The organism is Microbacterium aurantiacum (assembly GCF_040532595.1).
Lineage (GTDB): Bacteria > Actinomycetota > Actinomycetes > Actinomycetales > Microbacteriaceae > Microbacterium > Microbacterium chocolatum_B.
Genome location: NZ_JBEVYX010000002.1, coordinates 11,637 through 31,329, shown reverse-complemented (window position 1 = coordinate 31,329; position 19,693 = coordinate 11,637). Strand labels below are relative to the sequence as shown.

Genomic DNA, 19,693 nt, shown 5'->3' with positions numbered 1-19,693 from the left:
GCGCGAAGAGCCGGCGCGATTCGCGGACGGCCGGAACCCGTGATAGTGTCTCTTCTTGTGCCGCGGGGTGGAGCAGTTCGGTAGCTCGCTGGGCTCATAACCCAGAGGTCGCAGGTTCAAATCCTGTCCCCGCAACAAATGAAGAGGGCGTCTCGGAAGAGGCGCCCTCTTCGCATTCCCGCAGACCGGGCTGTCGGCCCCCCGGTGCGGCAGGATGGACACTCCTGTGCACCGCTTGTATCATCGGGCACAGCAGATCGCTAGATAAACTAGCGAAATACCTGGAGTGTGTGATGACAGCTGGCGACGATGTGGTTCTCCTCGACGACGAGGGGACGATGATCGGCACCGCGCCGAAGAGCAGCGTGCACGACACCGACACCGCGTTGCACCTCGCCTTCTCCTGTCACGTCGTCAACGACCTCGGCGAGGTGCTCGTCACCCGCCGGGCCCTGAGCAAGGTCGCCTGGCCGGGTGTGTGGACGAACTCGTTCTGCGGCCACCCGCGCCCCGGGGAGGACATCGCCGACGCGGTCCATCGCCGCGCGGCGGACGAACTCGGGATGCGTGTGGAGGGCGTGCACGTGACGCTGCCCGACTTCCGCTACCGCGCCGTGGACGCCAGTGGAATCGTCGAGAACGAGATCTGCCCCGTGTACACGGCCCGGGCCGCGAGCGAACCGGTCCCCCACCCGGACGAGGTGATGGAGATCCGCTGGGTGGAGCCCGAACGCCTCGCCGATGCTGTGCGGGCGACGCCGTGGGCATTCAGTCCGTGGCTGGTCCTGCAGGCGCAGGAGCTCCCTCTCCTGACGACCGGCCCCGGATCTCGCCTGTCATGATCGCCCTCTCTCCGCATCCGCAGATCGACGACACGATCCACGAGGCCCTGGCGCGGATGCGATGTCGGCGCGGCGCCCTCGGCGAGGCCTTCGACGCCCTGATCGATGCATCCGACCGGGCGGCCCGCGGCGGCAAGCGCTTCCGTCCCGCCCTCGTCGTCGCCGCCTTCGAGAGCCTGGGGGGCGATCTCGCGGCCGCTCCCGGAGTCTTCCCCGTGGCCGCCGCCTTCGAGTTGCTGCATACGGCGTTCGTGGTCCACGACGACGTGATCGACCACGACACCGTCCGCCGGGGCATCCCCAACGTGGCCGGCGAGTTCCGCCACCGGGCAGAGAATCAGGGAGCGGACGCCGCCGGCGCAGCGCTCCTCGGCGACGCCGCCGCGATCCTCGCCGGTGATCTCCTGCTGCACGAGGCCTTCCGGCTGATCGCGCTCGCGCCGGTCGATCTGCCGGCGCGCGTGCGGCTGATGGAACTGCTCGACGAGGCGATGTACGTCTCCGCGGCGGGCGAGCTGGCCGATGTGGAGAACAGCGTCATCGACGACGCCCCCCATCACGCGGTGCTCGACGCGGCGTACAACAAGACCGCCGTCTACTCGTTCAGCGCTCCGCTGTGCGCAGGCGCCGCGCTCGCCGGGGCGTCCCCGGAGGTCACGGGACTCCTCGAGCGGGCCGGGGGCCAGCTCGGCCTCGCGTTCCAGTTCGTCGACGACCTGATCGGCGCGTTCGGGACCGACGACCAGGCGGGGCGCGCCAGCGGCGGCGATCTGCGGGAGGGGAAGCGGACCCCGCTGGTGTCCCTGGCCCGCGAGAGCGCCACGTGGGCGCAGGTCAACGACGCCATCGCCGTCGCGCACACCGGCCCGATCGCCGTCCAGGAGGCGCAGCGGATCCTCGAAGCCAGCGGCGCCCGGGCCCAGATGCGCGCGCTCGTCGACGGCGCCCTTCTCGAGGTGCGGACCGCCTCTGCGGATCCCGCACTCCCGGCATCGGCCGGAGTGCTCCTGCGCGCACTCGCCGACGGCGTCGAGGGCCGCATCCCGTGACCGAGGACAGCGAGGGCATCACGGGTCTCGCCCTCTACGACAAGACCGCACGGGACGCCGCGGACATCGTCATCGCGCGATACTCGACGTCCTTCGCGCTCGCGTGCCGCCTCCTCGGTCCGCGCCCCCGCACCCACGTGCGCACCATCTACGCACTGGTCCGGGTGGCCGACGAGATCGTCGACGGGCCCGCCGTCGCGGCCGGCCTGTCGACCGCGCAGGCGGAGCAGCTGCTGGACGAACTCGAAGCGGAGACGTACCGTGCGATCGCGCAGGGCTTCAGCGCGAACCTCGTCGTCCACGCGTTCGCCCTCACCGCCCGGGAATGCGGCATCGGCGAGGATCTCGTCGCCCCCTTCTTCGCGTCGATGCGCACCGACCTGACCACGTCCACCCACGACGACGCCTCCCACGACGACTACGTCTACGGATCGGCCGAGGTGGTGGGGCTCATGTGCCTGCAGGTGTTCGTCAACGCCGGAGCGGCCCGCCCTCGCCCCGCCGATGCGGAATTGGTCGACGGCGCCCGTCGCCTGGGCGCGGCGTTCCAGGATGTGAACTTCCTTCGAGACCTCGATCATGACGCATTCGCGCTCGGTCGTGATTACCTCGGGATAGGCTCGGGAACTGTGAGCCGCGACGCCGTTCTGGACCGTATCGATGCGGACCTCGCCGCGGCCGCGGCCACCGTCCCGCACCTCCCGAAAGACTGCCGTCGCGCCGTGACCGCGGCGCATGATCTGTTCTCCGAACTGTCCCGCCGGCTGCGTGCAACCGACCCGGGATCCGGTCGGGTACGGGTGCCGGACCCGGTCAAAGCCCGCTTGGCGGCCCGCGCCTGGCTGGGGTTCTCGCCTCGGAAGGTCCACTCATGAGCGACTCCGCTGTCCCTTCGCGTTCCGCCGTCGTCATCGGCGGGGGTATCGCGGGCCTCGCGACCGCGGCGCTCCTCGCCGAGGAGGGATGGTCCGTCCGCCTCCTCGAGGCGCGCGGCGACCTGGGGGGCCGCGCGGGGTCGTGGGACCAGGACGGCTTCCGCTTCGACACGGGTCCGAGCTGGTATCTCATGCCGGAGGTCTTCGACCACTTCTTCCGACTGCTCGGGACGAGCGCGGAGGCCGAGCTCGACCTCATCCGCCTCGACCCCGCGTACCGGGTCTATTCCGACCCCGCCACCGGGCGCGCCCCGCTGGACGTGCGCACGGGTCGCGAGCTCGCCACCGAGTTGTTCGAGAGCGTGGAGCCAGGTGCCGGTGCGCGCCTGGCGGACTACCTGGACTCCGCGGAAGACGCCTACGACCTGGCCGTGTCGCGCTTCCTCTACGACACCTATGAAACCACCGCTGGCCTTCGGGACCCGGCGATCCTGCGTCGGATCCCGACCCTCGCACCGCTGCTGACCCGGTCCCTGGCCTCTCACGTCGATCGGAAGTTCACCGACCCGCGGCTGCGTCAGATCCTCGAGTATCCGGCGGTCTTCCTCGGTGGCTCTCCCTACGGGGTGCCGAGCCTCTACCACCTCATGAGCCACTTGGACCTCGACGACGGCGTCCTGTACCCGCGCGGCGGGTTCGTCGAGGTGATCCGGGCCATTGAGCGCCTCGCACGGGCGAGGGGCGTCGACATCGTCACGGGAGCGGAGGTCGTCGAGATCGTCACGAGCCCGCCCGCGCGCGGTTCGCGCGCGCGGGCGCGAGCGACCGGCGCCCGCCTCGCCGACGGCACGACGCTCGAGGCCGACCTGGTCGTGTCGACCGCGGACCTCCACCACACCGAGACCTCGCTCCTCCCGGCCGAGCTGCAGACCTACCCGCAGTCCTGGTGGGATGCGAAGACGCCGAGCCCCGGCGCGCTCCTGCTCCTCCTCGGCGTGGAGGGCGAATTGCCGGAGCTCGCCCACCACACGCTGCTCTTCGCAGATGACTGGCGGACGAACTTCGATGACATCTTCGGGGAGCGCCCTCGCATCCCCGATCCGGCGTCCCTCTACATCTGCCGGCCGAGTGCGACCGATCCCGACGTCGCGCCGGCAGGTTCGGAGAACCTCTTCGTACTCGTGCCCGTGCCCGCCGACCCGGGATCCGGCCACGGCGGGATCGACGGGGACGGAGACCCGCGGACGGAAGCGGCCGCCGACCGGATCATCACGCAGATCTCGCAGTGGTGCGGAATCCCCGACCTGAAGGATCGCATCACCGTTCGTCGGACGATCTCGCCCGCGGATTTCGCGACCGATCTGCACTCCTGGCGAGGCAACTCGCTGGGGCTGGCCCACACACTCGGTCAGAGCGCGATGTTCCGTCCCCGGAACGCGTCACGGAAGGTGGATTCCCTCGCCTACGCGGGGACGTCCGCCCTGCCGGGCATCGGCCTCCCGATGTGCCTGATCTCCGCTGAGCTCGTCGTGAAGCGTCTTCGCGGCGATCGCACCCCGGGCCCACTCGCGGAGCCCGCGAGGGTCTGACATGCCGGGGCTCTACCTCGCCGCCCTGCTCCTCTCGCTGGCCGGCGTGGCGCTCACCGATGCGCGCCTGAAGCTGGCGGCATGGCGCCATCCCGGGAGGACGATCGTCGCGGTCCTCCTCGGCACGGTGTTCTTCCTGATCTGGGATGCGGTCGGCATCGCGACCGGCGTCTTCGTCAAGGGGGACAGTCCTCTCCTCCTCGGTATCGACCTCGCGCCGCACCTCCCCCTGGAGGAGCCGATCTTCCTCCTCTTCCTCTGCTACCTCGCCCTGGTGCTGCACGGCGCGGCGACGCGTCTCCGTGCCCACCGCGCGGCCCGCCGCGGCGACGGCGCTGCGGGGGGAGAATCGGCGGTATGACCTATCCGCTGATCGTCGTCCCCTTCGTGGTGGTGACCCTGCTCGTCACCCTCGCCACGCGGCGGCGACCGCGCTTCCGTGAGCGCATGATCGCCTCGAGCTGGGCCGCGGGTGGACTCGTGGTCCTCACCGCGATCTTCGACAACCTCATGATCGCGGCGGACCTCTTCACCTATCCCGCCGAACACCTCAGCGGACTGAGGATCGGTCTCGCCCCCATCGAGGACTTCTCCTACCCCATCTGCGCGGCCTTCCTCCTGCCCGCGATCTTCACTCTGCTCTCCCCCCGCCTCACCCAGGAAGCGTCATGACCGCCCTCCCGCTCCGACCGGCCGCGGTCTCCCGCCAGCTGTTCGTCTCCTCCCGTCCCGTCAGCTGGGTGAACACGGCCTTCCCCTTCGCCGCTGCCTACATGCTCACGACCCGACAGGTCGATCTGACGCTCATCATCGGCGTCCTGTTCTTCCTGGTGCCCTACAACCTCGCGATGTACGGCATCAACGATGTCTTCGATTACGAGTCGGACCTGCGCAATCCCCGCAAGGGCGGCGCCCACGGCGCGATCCTCGATCGTCGCCTCCACCCGGTGACACTGTGGTCTGCCGGGCTTCTCTGCCTGCCCTTCGTGATCTATCTCGTCGCCGTCGGTCCCCCGGCATCCTGGCTGGTCCTCGCCACGAGCCTCTTCTTCGTGGTCTTCTACAGCGCCCCGCCGCTGCGCCTGAAGGAGCGGCCGTTCGCAGACTCGGTGACGAGCAGCATCCACTTCTTCTCCCCCGCGGTCTACGGCCTCGTCCTGGCGGGCGCTGCGTGGACATGGCAGCTCGGACTCGTCGTCCTCTCCTTCGCCCTGTGGGGGATCGCCTCGCACGCGTTCGGCGCGGTGCAGGACGTCGTCGCGGACAGGGACGCCGGGATCGCCTCGATCGCCACGGTCCGGGGAGCCCGATTCACCGTTCGCTTCGCGCTGGCCTGTTACACGCTGTCGGGACTCGCGCTGCTCGCGACGTCGTGGCCCGGGCCGCTCGCCGCGATCCTCGCCGTGCCCTATCTGCTGACCGTGTGGCCCTATCGGTCCATCACCGACGCGGGTGCGGCGGGTGCGACGCGCGGATGGGACCGCTTCCTGTGGCTGAACCAGCTCACCGGGTTCGGCGTCACGCTCCTGCTCATCTGGTACGCCATCCTCACCGGCTGATCCTGCCCCGCACCCACGGAAGAGGGGCGGGCCGGGTATGACCCGGTCCGCCCCTCTTCCGTGGGATGCGCTCAGTCGCCGGAGAGCTCCAGCAGCTGCTCCACCGCGGCGGTCAGTCGCTCATCGGCCTCCGCGAACGCCGTCAGGTCGCCCGAGCGCAGCGCCTCCTCACGAGCCATCATGGCCTCGCGGGCGTCCTGCAGTGCGGCCTCGTAGGATCCGGCCTCCGGTGCCGGCGTCGGCTCCTCGTCGCCCGGCTCGGCCGGTTCGGTCGGCTCGGGGGCCGGGGTGGCGTCCGGCTCAATCGGAACGACCTCGTCGTCCCCCGCCGTCGCGCCGGAGTCCCCGCCGAAGAGCACGTCGAGCGCCTCCGCCAGGGTGTCCTCGAAGGCGATGTCGTCACCGAACGCCACGAGGATCTTCCGGAGCGTGGGGAGCTGGGTGCCCTGCGAGGCCTGCACGAAGACGGGCTGGACATAGAGCAGGCCACCACCCACAGGGAGGGTGAGGAGGTTTCCGTTCAGCACCTCCGACTGGCCCTGCTGGAGGATGTTGATCTGCGACGACACCGCGGTGTCGGAGTCGAAGGTGTTCTGCACCTGACCGGGGCCGGGCACGGTCGTCGACGCCGCGATCTCGAGGAGCCGGAGCTTGCCGTAATCGTCCCCCTTGACCCCTGCTTCCTGACCGGCATTGGAATCGACCGCGAGATAGCCCATGAGGACGTTGCGGCTGGCGGCTCCGGTCGAGGACGGGATGAACGTCGTGAACATCGAGAACGACGGCGCCTCCTGTCCCGGCATCTGCATCGTCAGGTAGTACGGCGGCTGCAGCTGGTTGGGGTTCTGGGGATCCTCGGGCGTCGCCCACGCGTTGTCCCGCTCGTAGAAGGACTGCGCGTCGTCGACGTGATAGATCTGCAGCATCGCGCGCTGCACCTTGAACAGGTCCGTCGGATACCGCACATGGCTCATCAGGTCCGCCGACATCTCGCTGATCGGCTGGACCGCGGTCGGGTAGACGTTCTGCCAGGCCTGGAGCAGCGGGTCTTCGGGATCCCACGCGTACAGCGTCACTGAGCCGTCGTAGGCGTCCACGGTCGCCTTCACCGAGTTGCGGATGTAGTTGATGTCATCGAGGGCGAATCGCGGCTGCGTGTTGTTCGAGTCCGCGATCGCCTGCGAGAGCGGCACCGTCGTCGAGTACGGGTAGTTCGAGCTCAAGGTATAGCCGTCCACCACCCAGACGATGCGGCCGTCCACGACGGTCGGGTACGGGTCGCTGTCGAGCTCGAGATAGGGGGCGACCTTCTCCACGCGCGTGAGCGGGTCCCGGTCGTAGAGGATCTGGGACTCCTCGTTCACATCCTCGGAGAACAGGATCTGCTCGGACTGGAAGCGCAGCGCGTAGATCAGTCGGTGGAACATGTTTCCGACCGAGGGTCCGCCGTCGCCGTCGAAGGTCACGCGCGGGCCCGCACCGCCGTCTGCGCCCGACGGGTAGTCCAGTTCGATCGGCGTCGCCCCTTCCGGTGCGCCCACGATCGAATACGTCGGAGAGTACTCGCCAAAGTACACCCGCGGCTCGAAGTCGGGGTTGTCGGAGAGGAAGCCCTGGGCGGGGATGCCGCGCTCGAGGAACACGGGGTTGCCGTCGCTGGTGCGCTCGTTGCCTGCGGCCGCGACGAGACCGTAGCCGTGCGTGTAGACGAGCGTCTCGTTGACCCACGAGGACCCCGCACCGAGCTGATCGACGTTCAGCTCCCGCACGGACACGATCGTGTCCTGCATCTCGCCGTCGATCTCGTACCGATCCACGTCCAGAGGCTCCTGGAACTGGTAGTAGGCGCGATACTGCTCGAGCTGACGCACGGTCGGTCCGATGATCGCGGGATCCATGATGCGGATCTGGGTGGTCGTCTGCGCGTCCGCGCGGAGCTGCCCCTCTTCCGCGGAGGTCTCGGCGGTGAACTCGATCTTCTCAAGACCGTCGATCCCATACGCCTTCTTCGTCATCTCCAGGTTGCGCTCGTAGAACGGGCGCTCGAACGCCGCCTGGTTCGGCAGCACCTGGAAGGTGTTCACGACCCACGGATATCCGACGCCGACGACGAGCGAGGAGATGATGAGCAGCGCCGTGGCGATGAGCGGGTACCGCCACCGGCCGATCACCGCGGTGACGAAGAAGAGGACGGCGACAAGAGCCGCCACGATGGACAGAATGGTCAATCCGGGGATGACGGCGTTGACGCCGGTGTATCCGGGACCGGTGATCCGATCACCCTGCTCGACGAGGAGACGGTAGCGATCGAGGAAGAGGCTGACGGCCTGGACCGCGAGGTACAGTCCCGCGAGGATCGCGAGCTGGATCCGCGCGGCCTTCGAGATGCGCAGTTCGCGCTGGCCGACACGGACGGAGCCGTAGAGATAGGACACGACCGCCGTGACCAGGAGGCAGATCAGCAGCACCGCCGAGACGAATCCGACGACGGCACCGTAGAAGGGCATCGCGAAGAGGTAGAACCCGGTGTCCAGACCGAACTCCGGGTCGACATCGCCGGTGGGGACGCCGTTGAACCACAGCCAGGTCGTCTCCCACTGCGCGGACGCGGCGAATCCCGCGAAGAAGCCGAAGAAGACCGGGATCCCCCACATCGCCAGACGGCGCAGCGGCTCGACGACCTCCTGGTAGCGATCGAGCTGCGAGCTCAGCCGCGCGTACACCGGACGAAGCCGGTAGGCGAGCTGGATCGCCAGCCACACGGGCACCGCCATGCCGAGGAATCCGACGGCGAACATCGCGATCCGCGCGACCCACTGGGTCAGGAGCACCCCCTCGAACTGGAGCTGCTGGTACCAGAGCCAATCGGCGTAGAGGCTGGCGAAGACGAAGAACGCCACCACGAGGGCGGCGACGATCGCCACCGTGATGCCGAGGATCCGTCGAGGTCGGGAGGGCGTGGCCGGGGCCGGCGCAGAGGTCGTGGTCACCCCTCCATCCTAGGTGCGCGGTTCTGGAGGGTCGCCGAGGGTGTGCTGAGGGACTGCCCGAGGGCGGTCAGGAGTCGCAGGTCGGGAGTGCGTCCAGATCGCCGTCCTCCGCGATCGCATCGAGGGCGGTCAGCGCGTCGTCGAGATCCTCCACCGCGAACACGCGGAGACCGTCCGGTACGTGCCCGACGACCTCCCCGCAGTTCGCCTCGGCGGCAAGGAAGTACGACGCGCCATCGCCCACGGCCCCCCAGAGCTTCTGCCGCACCCCGCCGATCGGTCCGACCGTGCCGTCGGCGGTGATGGTCCCGGAACCGGCGACGCGCTGGCCTCCGTTGAGCTGGCCCGGGGTGAGGACGTCGATGATGCCGAGCGCGAACATCATCCCGGCGCTGGGACCGCCGACGTTGTTCAGCTGTATCTCGACGTCGAAGGGGAAGTCGTAGTCGCTCATCAGTGTGACGCCGATGAGCCACGGCGCGTCGGGATCCTCCTCGTCGCGCTGCGGGACCAGATCGAGGGTGCGTGTGGCGCCGTCACGAAGGACGGTCAGGACGACGGGTGCGCCCTCCGAGGCGTCGACGATGTCTCGGAGCTGCGCGACGGTCGAGACCTGCTGTCCGTCGGCGGCGAGGATCACGTCCTCCTCCCGGAGCACACCGTCGGCAGCGGAGTCCTCCACGACGGAGAACACGCGCAGCTGAGGCGAGACGTCGTACCCGAGCTCGCTCAGCGCTGCGGCTGTCGCCTCCTTCTGCGAATCGACCATGAGCGCGGCGCTCTCGCTCTGACGCTGCTCGGTCGTCTGATCGGGTGGGAACACGGCTTCGATCGGGAGCACGGCCCGCGTGCGATCGAACCACGCCGTCGCCAGCTCGAACCAGGAGGGCGTGCGCTCTCTGCTGCCCACGACCTGCACGGTGAGGAGATCCAGAGCGCCCTCGGTGGGGTAGGTCTCGGCGCCCTCCACGGTGATGAGCGGGACATCTTCGCCGTCCGCTCCGGGCGCGGAGCCGAGCGTGTTGTAGACCGGACCCGGCCGCTGGATGACGTAGCCCGTGGGGAGGAAGGTCAGGACGAGCAGCACCACGAGGGCTGCCGACAGGCTCCAGATCCCCGCCACCACGGCGCGCGAGGCGCGACGTGGTGCGGGCGTCACGGGTTCGGAGTCGTCGAAGAGCGTCACAGGAGACCTTTCTCAGCCGGGTCGTTCGCGGCCGGCGTAAGGGTTCAGGTCTCGGCCGGGATCTGCGAGGGGATGCTGCGACTAGCGTAGATCCGTACATCGGCGACCGGCTGAAAGGCGGCTGAAGTGGAAGACGACGACCGCTCTCCCGAAGACGAGTTCCAGGACCTCATCCGTCAGATCCTGGGCGGCGGCGGCCAGATCGATCCGGAGCAGCTCTCGCAGCTGTCGGGGATGAACATCGATCCGGCGATGCTCCAGACGATCATGAGCCAGATGAAGCAGGCGTTCGCCGGCGGCGGCGACGGCGAGATCTCCTGGGACATGGCCGAGCGGCAGGCGCTGCACATCGCCGGGCAGCACGGTCTGGCCATCGGCGACGGTCAGAAGCACGACCTGGATCAGGCCTTCGTGCTCGCAGACCTGTGGCTCAGCGAGGTGACGACGATCTCGGAGCTGCCCGCGCCCGCTCGATCCATCACCCGCTCGGAGTGGGTGACGGCGACTCTGCCGGTGTGGCAGGAGCTCGCGGAACCGGTGGCCACGAGCATCGCCGATGCACTCACCGAGTCGCTGCGATCCCAGGCACCCGACGACATGCAGGCACTCGTTCAGGGAGCCGGGCGCCTCATGCGGACCGTCGGCGGGTCGCTGTTCGCCTCCCAGCTCGGCCAGGTCATCGGCAATCTGTCGAAGGAGGTCGTCAGCGGAGGCGACGTCGGCATCCCCCTCATGCCGGACGGCGGCGCCGCGATCCTTCCCCAGAACTTCAGTGACTTCGGCCGCGACCTGGAGATCCCCGAGGATCAGCTGGCCCTGGCCGTGGCGACGCGGGAGCTCGCGCATGCGCGGCTGTTCCGGCACGCCAAATGGCTGCGACTGCACGTGATCTCACAGGTGACCGACTTCGCTCGCGGCGTCCGGGTCGACACCGACGCCCTCGAGGACCTCGCCTCGCGTTTCGATCCTTCCGAGCCCGAGGAGCTCCGTCGTGCCCTCGAGAGCGGCGCACTGCTGCCCGCTCGATCGGAAGCCCAGGAGGCGGCGTTGCGGCGGCTGGAGAATCTCCTCGCGACGATCGAGGGGTGGGTGGACGTCGTCACCGCCGACGCGACGACACGGCTGCCGTCCGCGGATCGGGTCGCGGAGTCCGTGCGGCGTCGGCGCGCCGTGGGCGGCCCCGCAGAGCGGGCGCTCGGATCCCTCGTGGGTCTGGAGCTGCGGCCGCGGCGGATGCGCGAAGCGGCCGCGATGTGGCGCGCGATCACGGACGCCGTCGGTCCCGAGGGCCGGGACGGCCTCTGGGACTACCCGGACCTGATGCCGAACGCCGATGACATCGACGATCCCTCCGCGCTGGTCGCGCGCCTTCAGGCTCACGCGCGAGGCGAAGAACCCGCCCCGGATGCGATGGACGACGCGCTCGCCCAGCTGCTGGCCGAGTCGGGATCCGGCGAGACGCCCGACGCGGACACCTCCGGCACCGATCGCGACTGACCCTCCTCCCCAGGGCGCGTCGGAGGCCGTTGTCCCCGCCGCGCGCGTCACCCCTGTGGACAGCCGGATCCGCGTCGCTCCGTTCGGACAGAATCGGCCCATGATCCGCGTCAACCCGGCACATCCTCCGCTGTGGCGATCGGGGACGGTCGTGCAGTTCGGCGTCCCGCCGGTGGCTGTCCTGCACGATCCGCTTCCCTGGCAGGAGCGGCTGCTCCGCGAGCTCGAGCGCGGGGTGACGGTCGACGCCGCCGAGCGGCTCTCCCGGTCCTGGGGTGCTGCGCCCGGCGAGTGCGCCGAACTGCTCTCCCACCTCGCCCCGGCGCTCGCCGCACCCCCGCAGCCGATCACGGACGGCAGGATCATCGTCGCCGGGAACGGCGACGTCGCCGCGCCGGCGACGCAGGCGATCGCGGAGGGCGTCGGCGCGGGTGGCGGCCGGGTGCACGGACCCGTGAGCGGCGGCTGGGTCTCACTCGGAAGCCCGGACGACGTGATCGTCGTCGTCGCACACCACCTCCCTCATCCCGCGATCGCCTCGACCCTGCTCTCTCGCGACATCCCCCACGTCCCCGTCGCCCTCCAGGGTGATCGGATCGAGATCGGCCCCCTCGTCGTTCCCGGCCGGACGGCATGCGCGGCATGCCTCGCGGAGGCGCGCACGCGCGAGGATCCCGCCTGGCCGATGCTCGCCGCGCAGCTGGTCACACGCGACTCCGGGCCGGCGCGGCCCGGGCTGCTGTGGGAGGCCGGCCTCGTGGCCGTCGACCTCATCACCCAGGATGCGGACGCGCGCGGTGCGATGTCGCACTCCGTGACCGTCCGGGTCGGCTCGCTCCAGAGGACCCTCCGGACGCACGCTCCATCCGAAGAATGCGGGTGCCGATCTCCTGCAGGAAGCGGGACGGGTGACGCTCGCGGGCGCCGCGGGCCCAGGTCAGAGACAGCGTTCGCGCAGCCCGCGTGATCCCGACGTACGCCAACCGCCTCTCTTCATCGACGGCCTCGAAGGTCTGCGCGTACGAGATCGGGAGCAGTCCCTCCGCGAGCCCCACCATGTGGACGTGCGGCCACTCCAGCCCCTTCGCGGCGTGCAGCGTCGAGAGCGTGACAGTGGCGAGGGACGGTTCATCGTGGGCTCGCGCCCGCGCGGCGAGGTCGTCGGTGAACGCGCGCAACGTCGTGCCGGGGGGTGCCTGCTCGGCGAGGCGGAGAAGCGCGGCGCGCGCCTCCCACGTGTCGCGGACGGCGCCCCCCGCAGCGGGCGGCTCGTCGGTGAGGCCCAGCGATCGGAGCACGTCGCGCACCGCGTCGACCATGCCCGCGGCGACGGGGGCGACGGATGCCGCCCGCAGGGCCATGACGGCCTGGCGGACCTCGGGGAGGTCGAAATAGCGTCGCCCACCGAGCACCGTCGTCGCGATCCCGGCATCCGTCAACGCACGAAGAACCTCGGCGGACTGAGCGTGCGAACGGTACAGCACGGCGATTTCCTGCGCCGCGATGCCTCGGCGCAGTTGAGCGAGGATGCGCGCAGCGACCCCCCGCGCCTCCTCCGCGTCGTCGTCGAAAGCGGTCACCGCGGTCGTCGGAGTGTCGGGCCCCGCCTCGACCCCGATCGGCTCCGACGCAGCGACGAGGCGGAGCGCCCCCGGACGGTCGCGCATGAGCTCGTTCGCGGCATCGAGAATGGGCTGCTCGGATCGATAGTTCCGCAGAAGCTGCACGACCCGGGCGTCCTCGTAGCGGCTGTCGAACTCCAGGAGGAATCGGGCGTCGGCACCGGCGAAGGAGTAGATCGTCTGGCTGGCATCCCCGACGACGCACAGATCACGCCTGCCGCCGAGCCACAGCTCGAGGAGCCGGTGCTGCAGCGGGGACACATCCTGGAACTCGTCCACCGTGAAGTGCCGGTACTGCTCGTGCACTGCGCGCGCGACCCGCGGTTCGGCCTCGAGCATTCCCGCACACGCGAGGAGGACGTCTTCGAAGTCCATCTGCCGTCGCTCGTCCTTGAGCCGCTCGTATGCGCGCTGCAGGTCGACCACCCGGTCCACTCCGAGTCGCCCCACGCCCTCCGGTCGCGCCCGAGCGTACTCGTCTATCGATCGCATGGTGACCTTCCGCCATTCGATCTGAGCCGCGACATCCCGCAGGGTGGCGGTATCGGGCGCCATCCCGATCCCGTCGGCCGCGTGGGCGAGCAGTCGCACCTTGTTATCGACCACGGCCGGCGCCGGGGAACCGGCGATGGTGGGCCAGAAATAGTTCAGCTGCGCCAGAGCGGCCGCGTGGAACGTTCGGGCTGACACGCCGTCGATCCCCAACGCCCGCAGGCGCCCGCGCATCTCGCCCGCGGCCTTCGCCGTGAACGTCACCGCCATCACGCGTCCCGGCGAGTAGGTCCCGGTGTTCACGCCATGGGCGATCCGGCGGGTGATGACCCGGGTCTTCCCGGTGCCCGCCCCCGCGAGCACCGCGACGGGGCCTCGCAGGGAGGTCGCCGCCTCCCGTTGCTGCTCGTCGAGATCGTCCAGCGGTCCGCCGCTCACGCCCGATCCTCGAACCAGTCGGTGATGAGCATGTGCGCGATGGACGCCGCTCCGGGCAGGATGATGTCGCCGTCCCCCGCGAGGGCGGCGCCGATGTCGGCGCGAGAGAACCACCGTACATCGACGATCTCCTCCCCGTCGGCACGTGCCTGGAACGCATCCTCCGCCTCCGCGAAGAAGCCGACCATGAGGGACCGGGGATAGGGCCACGCCTGCGACCCGTGGTACCGGATGCCGCGCACCTGGACGCCGGCTTCTTCGCCGAGCTCTCGGATCACGGCGCCTTCGAGGGACTCCCCCGCCTCGACGAAGCCGGCGAAGCAGGAGTAGCGCTCCGGGGCCCACGCCGCGTTCGACCCGAGGAGGAGCCGGTCGGGATCGTCGGGGTGTGTGACGGCGACGATGACCGCGGGATCCGTCCGTGGGAAGTGCAGACGTCCGCACCCGGGGCACCGTCGCGACCATCCGCCGTCGAGGACGTCCGTCAGGACGCCGCAGAACGAGCAGAAGCGCGCGTCGCGCAGCCACCCGCCGAGACTCACGGACTCGACGAACCGAGCGGAATCCTCCGGCACGAGCACACCACCCGACGCACGCAGCGACGCCCAACCCGCCGGGGCGGGGAACACGTCCCCCGCGTCGGCGGAGAGCGCACACAGGAGCAGGACTGCCCCGGCGACGTCGCGCCCGAGGAACGCCCACTCACCGTCGTGCGGAGCCTCGGCCGGACTCACCCAGCACAGGCGGTCCTCTGAGCCGAGAGGCGCACGGTCACCGCTCACGACGAGGACCCGGGTCGTCGCGTCCTGGCGGGCCGCGGCGAGCAGTCCCGGATCCGACCGGTCGGACGCCGACCGGTCGACGCCGCGATGACCGAGGGGCGCAAGGCGCGGGGTGTCGGGCGCCGTCATCGAGGATCACTCCCTAACCTGGGCACATGGCACGCTCTCCGTTCACTCTAGCCGCCTCCGTGACTTCGGCTCTGCCACAGGCGGGAGTGGTCGCGGCAGGTGCGCTCACCGAGGGTGCGGCCGGTCGATACGACTCTGCGCTCGTCGACCTCGCCGACGGCCGGCGGGTCGTGGCGCGGGTGCCCGCCGATGCCGAGGCCGCGGCGGAGTTGCTCGCCGAGGCTCGAGCGCTGCGCGCCCTCACCCCGGGCGTGCGTGCGCTCCTCCCGTTCCGGGCTCCGACTCTCTTGGGCGACATGCGTGTCGAGGGCGCCCCGGGGATCGTCGTGGATTTCCTCCCCGGCTACCGCGTCGATGCCGTCCACCTTCCTCCGGGGCGCGGCGCCGCGTCCTCGCTCGGCGCAGCCCTCGCCGCCGTGCACGCCCTCCCGACCTCGATCGTCCGCGCCGAGGGTCTGCCCTCGCGGTCGTCCGAGCAGGTCCGCGCGGACGTCGGAAGTCTCGTCGACCGCGCCGAGGACAGCGACCGGGTTCCCTTCCCCCTCCTGCGGCGGTGGCGGCGGGCGATCGCCGCGGATGAGCTGTGGGGTTTCGAGCCGCGCGTGATCCTGGGGGGCATCAGTTCGGCGTCCTTCGTCTTCGACGACGTCGCCGAGGTTCCCCGCGTGACGGGCCTGCTGGACTGGCACGGTCTCCAGGTGGGGGATCCCGCCGTCGATCTGCACTGGCTGGCCGGAGCACCCGTCGCCGCGGAGGACGTCTTCTCCTCCTACATGGCGCACAGCGACCGCGCGCCCGATCCGCGGACGCGCGACCGATCGCGGTTCTATGCCGAGCTGGAGTTCGCGAAGTGGCTCCTGCACGGGCTCGCCATCGACCGTGGCGACGTGGTCGACGATGCCGCAGAGCTGCTGTCGTCGTTGTCCGAGGGCGTAGCCGACGACGACGTGCTGGGTGGCGGAGCCGATGCCGACGTCGACGACGCGCTCACACTCATCGGCCGGATGCCGGAGGGGGCACCGTCCGGCATCGACACGTCCATGCAGACGGATGCGTACGATCCGGCGGAGCTCTCCTTCTGGACCGAGGACACCGAGACCGGGGCCGTCCCGGGCGGCGATGCGCGCGCCGACGACGCGGAGTCGGACACCGAGACTGGCGTGGTCCGCCACGCGGACACGCGCACGGACGGGGTGTCGGACGCACCGTGGCCTCGGCACGACGAGGCACCGGGTGTGGAGCGCGACGAGGAGACCGACCGAGCGTCACGCGAGGCACTGCGGCGGTGGCGCGCGCGGTGAGCGCGTAGGTACGCGCGAGGTCAGGCCCGAACGACGACGTCGTCGGCCACGTAGTACAGGACGACGTCGATCTCCGCCAGGGGAATTCCTCGTGCCAGGTGATAAGCGCGCCGATAGAGCTCGAGTTGGACGAGTCGCTCCCGGCGCTCGGCTTCCGTCGTCGGGGCCCGGCCCGTCTTCCAGTCCACGATCTCGATGCGCCCGCCTCGGTCCTCGCGTCGATAGACCGCATCCAGGCGGCAGACGATCACGCGCGGGGTGCCGTCCAGCTCGACGTCGGTGAAGTCGATCTCGCATTCCACTTCGAGCGGACGCAGATCCGCCCACTCCGAAGCGAGGAAGACGGCTTGCAGGTGCGCGAGCTGCGCGGTGTCGGCCGTCGAGGGCGTTCCATCGGGGGCCGCGGATTCGGCGACCTCGTCGTCGTTCTCCCAGAGCGCCTCGTCCCACACGCTGCGCCGCCCCACCAGTCCCGAGCGCTCCTCGACCCAGGAGTGGAACAGCGTTCCCACTCGCGTCTGCCGGTACGGCCGCTCCGGGAGAGAACGCGCGATCCGTTCGACCGCGCTGTCGTAGTCCGCGACGAACTCCTTGTACCGGGATGCCGCGATCCTGGTGGGCGGGCGCACCCGCGTCGCCGCGGCCCGCTCATCGCGTTCACGGAGGAGCAGCAGGATGTCGTCGTCCGGTGCGACGTCCTCCGCACGGGACGACCGCACGGCTTCCGCCGCCCGCATCACGGGGGCACGACGGGCTCCCAACGGATCGAGCGGCCACCGCAGCGTGCGTCGCTCGCCTTCGTACGGGTCTACGGAGTCCTCCACCACCGGCAGCTCGTACCCGAGAGCACCGCATATCTCCTCGAGGAAGATGCTGCGCGCGCGCGGCTTGCGTGTCCCGGACCAGCTGGCACCGCTGAGGAGGAGCTGGTCCCGTGCGCGGGTCACGGCGACGTACGCGAGGCGTCGATCCTCGTCGAGCTGACGGGACCGATGAGCCGCGACGAAGTCGGCGATGCCGTCCCGGAGATCTTGTTGGGTGCGAGCGCGCTCCCGCTCCCAGGCGAGGTCGGGCAACCAGCGACGGTCGCCGCGGAACTCGTAGGGCAGCACGCCGAAGCCGAGCCACCCTCGGGTGTCCCGCGCAGCCCCGGGAAGCTCATCCGTGACGAGCCGTACAACGGCCACCGCGTCCCACTCGAGACCCTTCGAGCCGTGGATCGTCAGCAGCTGGACGACGTCCTCCTCGGGCGGCTCCGTCCGCGGCGCGAGGTCGTCCTGCCGCTCGGCGTGATCGAGCCACGCGAGCAGGCTCGACACCGTCCCCGCATCGTCGGCGTCCAGGAACGCGTGCACCTCGTCGACGAAGGCGCGCAACTGTGCGGACGCGATGCGAGCGGGGCCGCGCGTCTCGTTCGCGGCCAGTTCGATGTCCAGACGCAGCTCCGCCTCGATGAGGCGGACGAGCTCCGCGATCGGCGCTCCCCTGGCCCGGCGCAGCGCGCTGAACGTCGCTCCCGCATTCGTGAGCCGGTCGCGCCCGTCCGCGGAGAAGCCCGACAGCCAGCTGTGCCCCGAGGGCTGCCGTGCGACGAAGTCGAGGGCGTCGATGAGCGACGCCCCGTCGTCGGAGGCACTGGAGCGGAGGGTCTCGACGACGGCCGGCGGGAGAGGCGCCAGCGCCGCGTCGTGCCGCGCGAGCCGGTCGGCGAGGTCTCGGAGCGCGCGGAGGTCCGGCAATCCGACCGCCCACCGCGGACCGCTCAGCAGTCGCAGCAGCGCCGATCCGGCATCGGGGTCGCTCAGTACGCGCAGCACCGCCACGACATCCACGACCTCCGGCGTGGAGAGCAGCCCGCCGAGCCCGAGGATGCGATGGGGGATCCCTCGTCGGCCCAGCGCGTCGGCGAAGCGGACCATGTGCTTCTTGTTCCGGAACAGCACGGCGCCGGTCGTGGGCCGTCTCTCTGCACTGCGACGCGCCCGCACCTCATCGAACCATTCGGCGACGCGAGCGGCCTCGGCGTCGATGTCGGGTTCGAAGACGACGTCCACTCCTCCCGAGGGAGCGTCCGGGCGGGTGGCGAGGGGCGGAACGTCCACGGGCGCGGACGCGGCGAGCGGTGCGAGCACCGCGTTCGCGGCATCGAGGACGTGCCGAGAGTTCCGCCAGCTCGTCATCAGCGTGAAGCGCGCGCCCGTCGTCTCGCGCGCGAACGCCTCGCGGAACCCGCCGAGATTCCCCGCGCTCGCACCGCGCCACCCGTAGATCGCCTGGTGCGGGTCGCCGACGGCCATGACGGCGGTGTCGGCGAACAGCGCCGCCAGAAGATCCGTCTGCACGACGGAGGTGTCCTGATACTCGTCCAGCAGGACGACACGGTACCGACTGCGCATCTCCTCGCCGACGTCCGGATGCCGCGCGACCACCTCGAAAGCGCCGGCCACCTGATCCGAGAAGTCGATCAGGCCGCGCCGCCGCTTCGCCTCGTCGTAGTCCTGCGCGAGTCCGGCGAGCAGTCCGAGCGCGTCGACCTTGTCCACGGCGGCGAGGACATCGGCGTAGACGCTCACGCCGCGAGCGATGGACGGGCGCTCGAGGACGTCACGGAAGCGATCGGGGAATCGCGTGAGGTCCTCCAACGAGACGAGATTGTCCACCCGGTCCCGCGCGATGCGCAGCGCAGCGTCCACGATGGTCCGCAGAGCCTCTCCCCTGGTCTCCAACCGCGGGTCATCGGAGGCGAGGACCACGCGGCGCATGAGGAGCCAGGCGGCGGACTCGGACAGGACGACCGCATCCGGGTCCCGTCCCAGTCGTACCGCGTGCTCCCGCACGATCTGGTCTGCGAAGCTGTTGTACGTCGCGACGGTCGGGCGATGCAGGAGCGCATCGTCGTCGAGGTCGCGCGGCAGGGCGCCGGTCTCCCTCACCAACGAGGCGAGGTGGTCGCGCCGCGCCCCGGCCCGATCGCCCGACGCCTGCTCGATAGCCCCCAGAGGGTCCAGGCGCCCGCCGTCGTGCAGGGACGTCAGATGCGGCAGGAGCCCCAGCCGCTCGAACTCCGCCAGCCGCGCGAGGCGCCGTTGGATGCGCTCGGAGAGTTCCCCGGCCGCCTTCCGGGTGAAGGTGAGTCCGAGTACCTCGTCGCGGGACACGATGCCGTTCGCCACGAGCCAGACCACTCGGGAGGCCATGGTCTCGGTCTTGCCGCTGCCCGCGCCGGCGACGACGAGGGCCGGACCGAGATCCGCCTCGATCACCGCCGCCTGCTCGGCCGTCGGCGGGAACTGCCCGAGGGCGGCGGCGATCGTCCGGGCGGTCAAGCGAGGTGCGGACACG

The 19,693-nt window shown here is 70.3% G+C and carries 14 protein-coding genes and 1 tRNA gene; 10 read left to right on the top strand and 5 right to left on the bottom strand.

Annotated elements, in window-relative coordinates:
- The first annotated feature begins 61 nt into the window (after positions 1 to 61).
- The 8 genes from ABXJ56_RS12315 (at position 62) to ABXJ56_RS12280 (ending at position 5,914) form a co-directional block, all read left to right on the top strand.
- A tRNA-Met gene (locus tag ABXJ56_RS12315) sits at positions 62 to 135 on the top strand.
- Between the two features lie 158 nt (positions 136 to 293).
- Positions 294 to 842 carry an isopentenyl-diphosphate Delta-isomerase gene (idi, locus tag ABXJ56_RS12310; RefSeq protein ID WP_354000043.1) on the top strand — a complete coding sequence of 183 codons (549 nt, stop codon included), beginning with the start codon at positions 294 to 296 and terminating at the stop codon, positions 840 to 842.
- Positions 839 to 1,891: a polyprenyl synthetase family protein gene (locus ABXJ56_RS12305; RefSeq protein ID WP_354000042.1), complete on the top strand. Its 1,053-nt coding sequence runs from the start codon at positions 839 to 841 to the stop codon at positions 1,889 to 1,891. The genes idi and ABXJ56_RS12305 overlap by 4 nt, the downstream gene beginning before the upstream one ends.
- Positions 1,888 to 2,766 carry a phytoene/squalene synthase family protein gene (locus ABXJ56_RS12300; protein WP_354000041.1) on the top strand — a complete coding sequence of 293 codons (879 nt, stop codon included), beginning with the start codon at positions 1,888 to 1,890 and terminating at the stop codon, positions 2,764 to 2,766. The genes ABXJ56_RS12305 and ABXJ56_RS12300 overlap by 4 nt, the downstream gene beginning before the upstream one ends.
- Positions 2,763 to 4,355, top strand: a complete 1,593-nt coding sequence (crtI, locus tag ABXJ56_RS12295; RefSeq protein ID WP_354000040.1) for a phytoene desaturase family protein — start codon at positions 2,763 to 2,765, stop codon at positions 4,353 to 4,355. Before ABXJ56_RS12300 ends, crtI begins: the two co-directional genes overlap by 4 nt.
- A gap of 1 nt (position 4,356) precedes the next feature.
- Positions 4,357 to 4,716, top strand: coding sequence for a lycopene cyclase domain-containing protein (locus ABXJ56_RS12290; protein ID WP_354000039.1), 360 nt, complete (start codon positions 4,357 to 4,359; stop codon positions 4,714 to 4,716).
- On the top strand, positions 4,713 to 5,027 hold the full coding sequence (locus ABXJ56_RS12285; RefSeq protein ID WP_354000038.1) for a lycopene cyclase domain-containing protein: 315 nt from the start codon (positions 4,713 to 4,715) through the stop codon (positions 5,025 to 5,027). Before ABXJ56_RS12290 ends, ABXJ56_RS12285 begins: the two co-directional genes overlap by 4 nt.
- Positions 5,024 to 5,914 carry a prenyltransferase gene (locus ABXJ56_RS12280; protein WP_354000037.1) on the top strand — a complete coding sequence of 297 codons (891 nt, stop codon included), beginning with the start codon at positions 5,024 to 5,026 and terminating at the stop codon, positions 5,912 to 5,914. The genes ABXJ56_RS12285 and ABXJ56_RS12280 overlap by 4 nt, the downstream gene beginning before the upstream one ends.
- A gap of 71 nt (positions 5,915 to 5,985) precedes the next feature.
- On the opposite strand, the gene ABXJ56_RS12275 is transcribed toward ABXJ56_RS12280, so the two are convergent.
- Positions 5,986 to 8,904, bottom strand: a complete 2,919-nt coding sequence (locus tag ABXJ56_RS12275; RefSeq protein WP_354000036.1) for a UPF0182 family membrane protein — start codon at positions 8,902 to 8,904, stop codon at positions 5,986 to 5,988.
- A 67-nt stretch (positions 8,905 to 8,971) separates the two neighbouring features.
- Positions 8,972 to 10,090, bottom strand: coding sequence for a YlbL family protein (locus tag ABXJ56_RS12270; protein ID WP_354000035.1), 1,119 nt, complete (start codon positions 10,088 to 10,090; stop codon positions 8,972 to 8,974).
- Positions 10,091 to 10,216: 126 nt separating this feature from the next.
- Between ABXJ56_RS12270 and ABXJ56_RS12265 the strand changes: the two genes are divergently transcribed.
- On the top strand, positions 10,217 to 11,587 hold the full coding sequence (locus tag ABXJ56_RS12265) for a zinc-dependent metalloprotease (protein ID WP_354000034.1): 1,371 nt from the start codon (positions 10,217 to 10,219) through the stop codon (positions 11,585 to 11,587).
- A 773-nt stretch (positions 11,588 to 12,360) separates the two neighbouring features.
- Here ABXJ56_RS12265 and ABXJ56_RS12260 read toward each other — a convergent pair.
- Positions 12,361 to 14,139, bottom strand: coding sequence for an ATP-dependent helicase (locus ABXJ56_RS12260; RefSeq protein WP_354000033.1), 1,779 nt, complete (start codon positions 14,137 to 14,139; stop codon positions 12,361 to 12,363).
- The gene (nudC, locus tag ABXJ56_RS12255; RefSeq protein WP_354000032.1) at positions 14,136 to 15,050 is read right to left on the bottom strand and encodes an NAD(+) diphosphatase; all 915 of its coding nucleotides are present in this window, start codon (positions 15,048 to 15,050) and stop codon (positions 14,136 to 14,138) included. Before nudC ends, ABXJ56_RS12260 begins: the two co-directional genes overlap by 4 nt.
- Before the next feature lie 59 nt (positions 15,051 to 15,109).
- Here nudC and ABXJ56_RS12250 point away from each other — a divergent pair, with 59 nt between their 5' ends.
- A complete protein-coding gene (locus tag ABXJ56_RS12250) occupies positions 15,110 to 16,351 on the top strand; it encodes a phosphotransferase (protein ID WP_354000031.1) in 1,242 nt (413 codons plus the stop codon).
- Between the two features lie 20 nt (positions 16,352 to 16,371).
- Here the strand turns inward: ABXJ56_RS12250 and ABXJ56_RS12245 are convergent, their stop codons facing one another.
- The gene (locus ABXJ56_RS12245; protein ID WP_354000030.1) at positions 16,372 to 19,692 is read right to left on the bottom strand and encodes an ATP-dependent DNA helicase; all 3,321 of its coding nucleotides are present in this window, start codon (positions 19,690 to 19,692) and stop codon (positions 16,372 to 16,374) included.
- Between the last annotated feature and the right edge of the window lies 1 nt (position 19,693).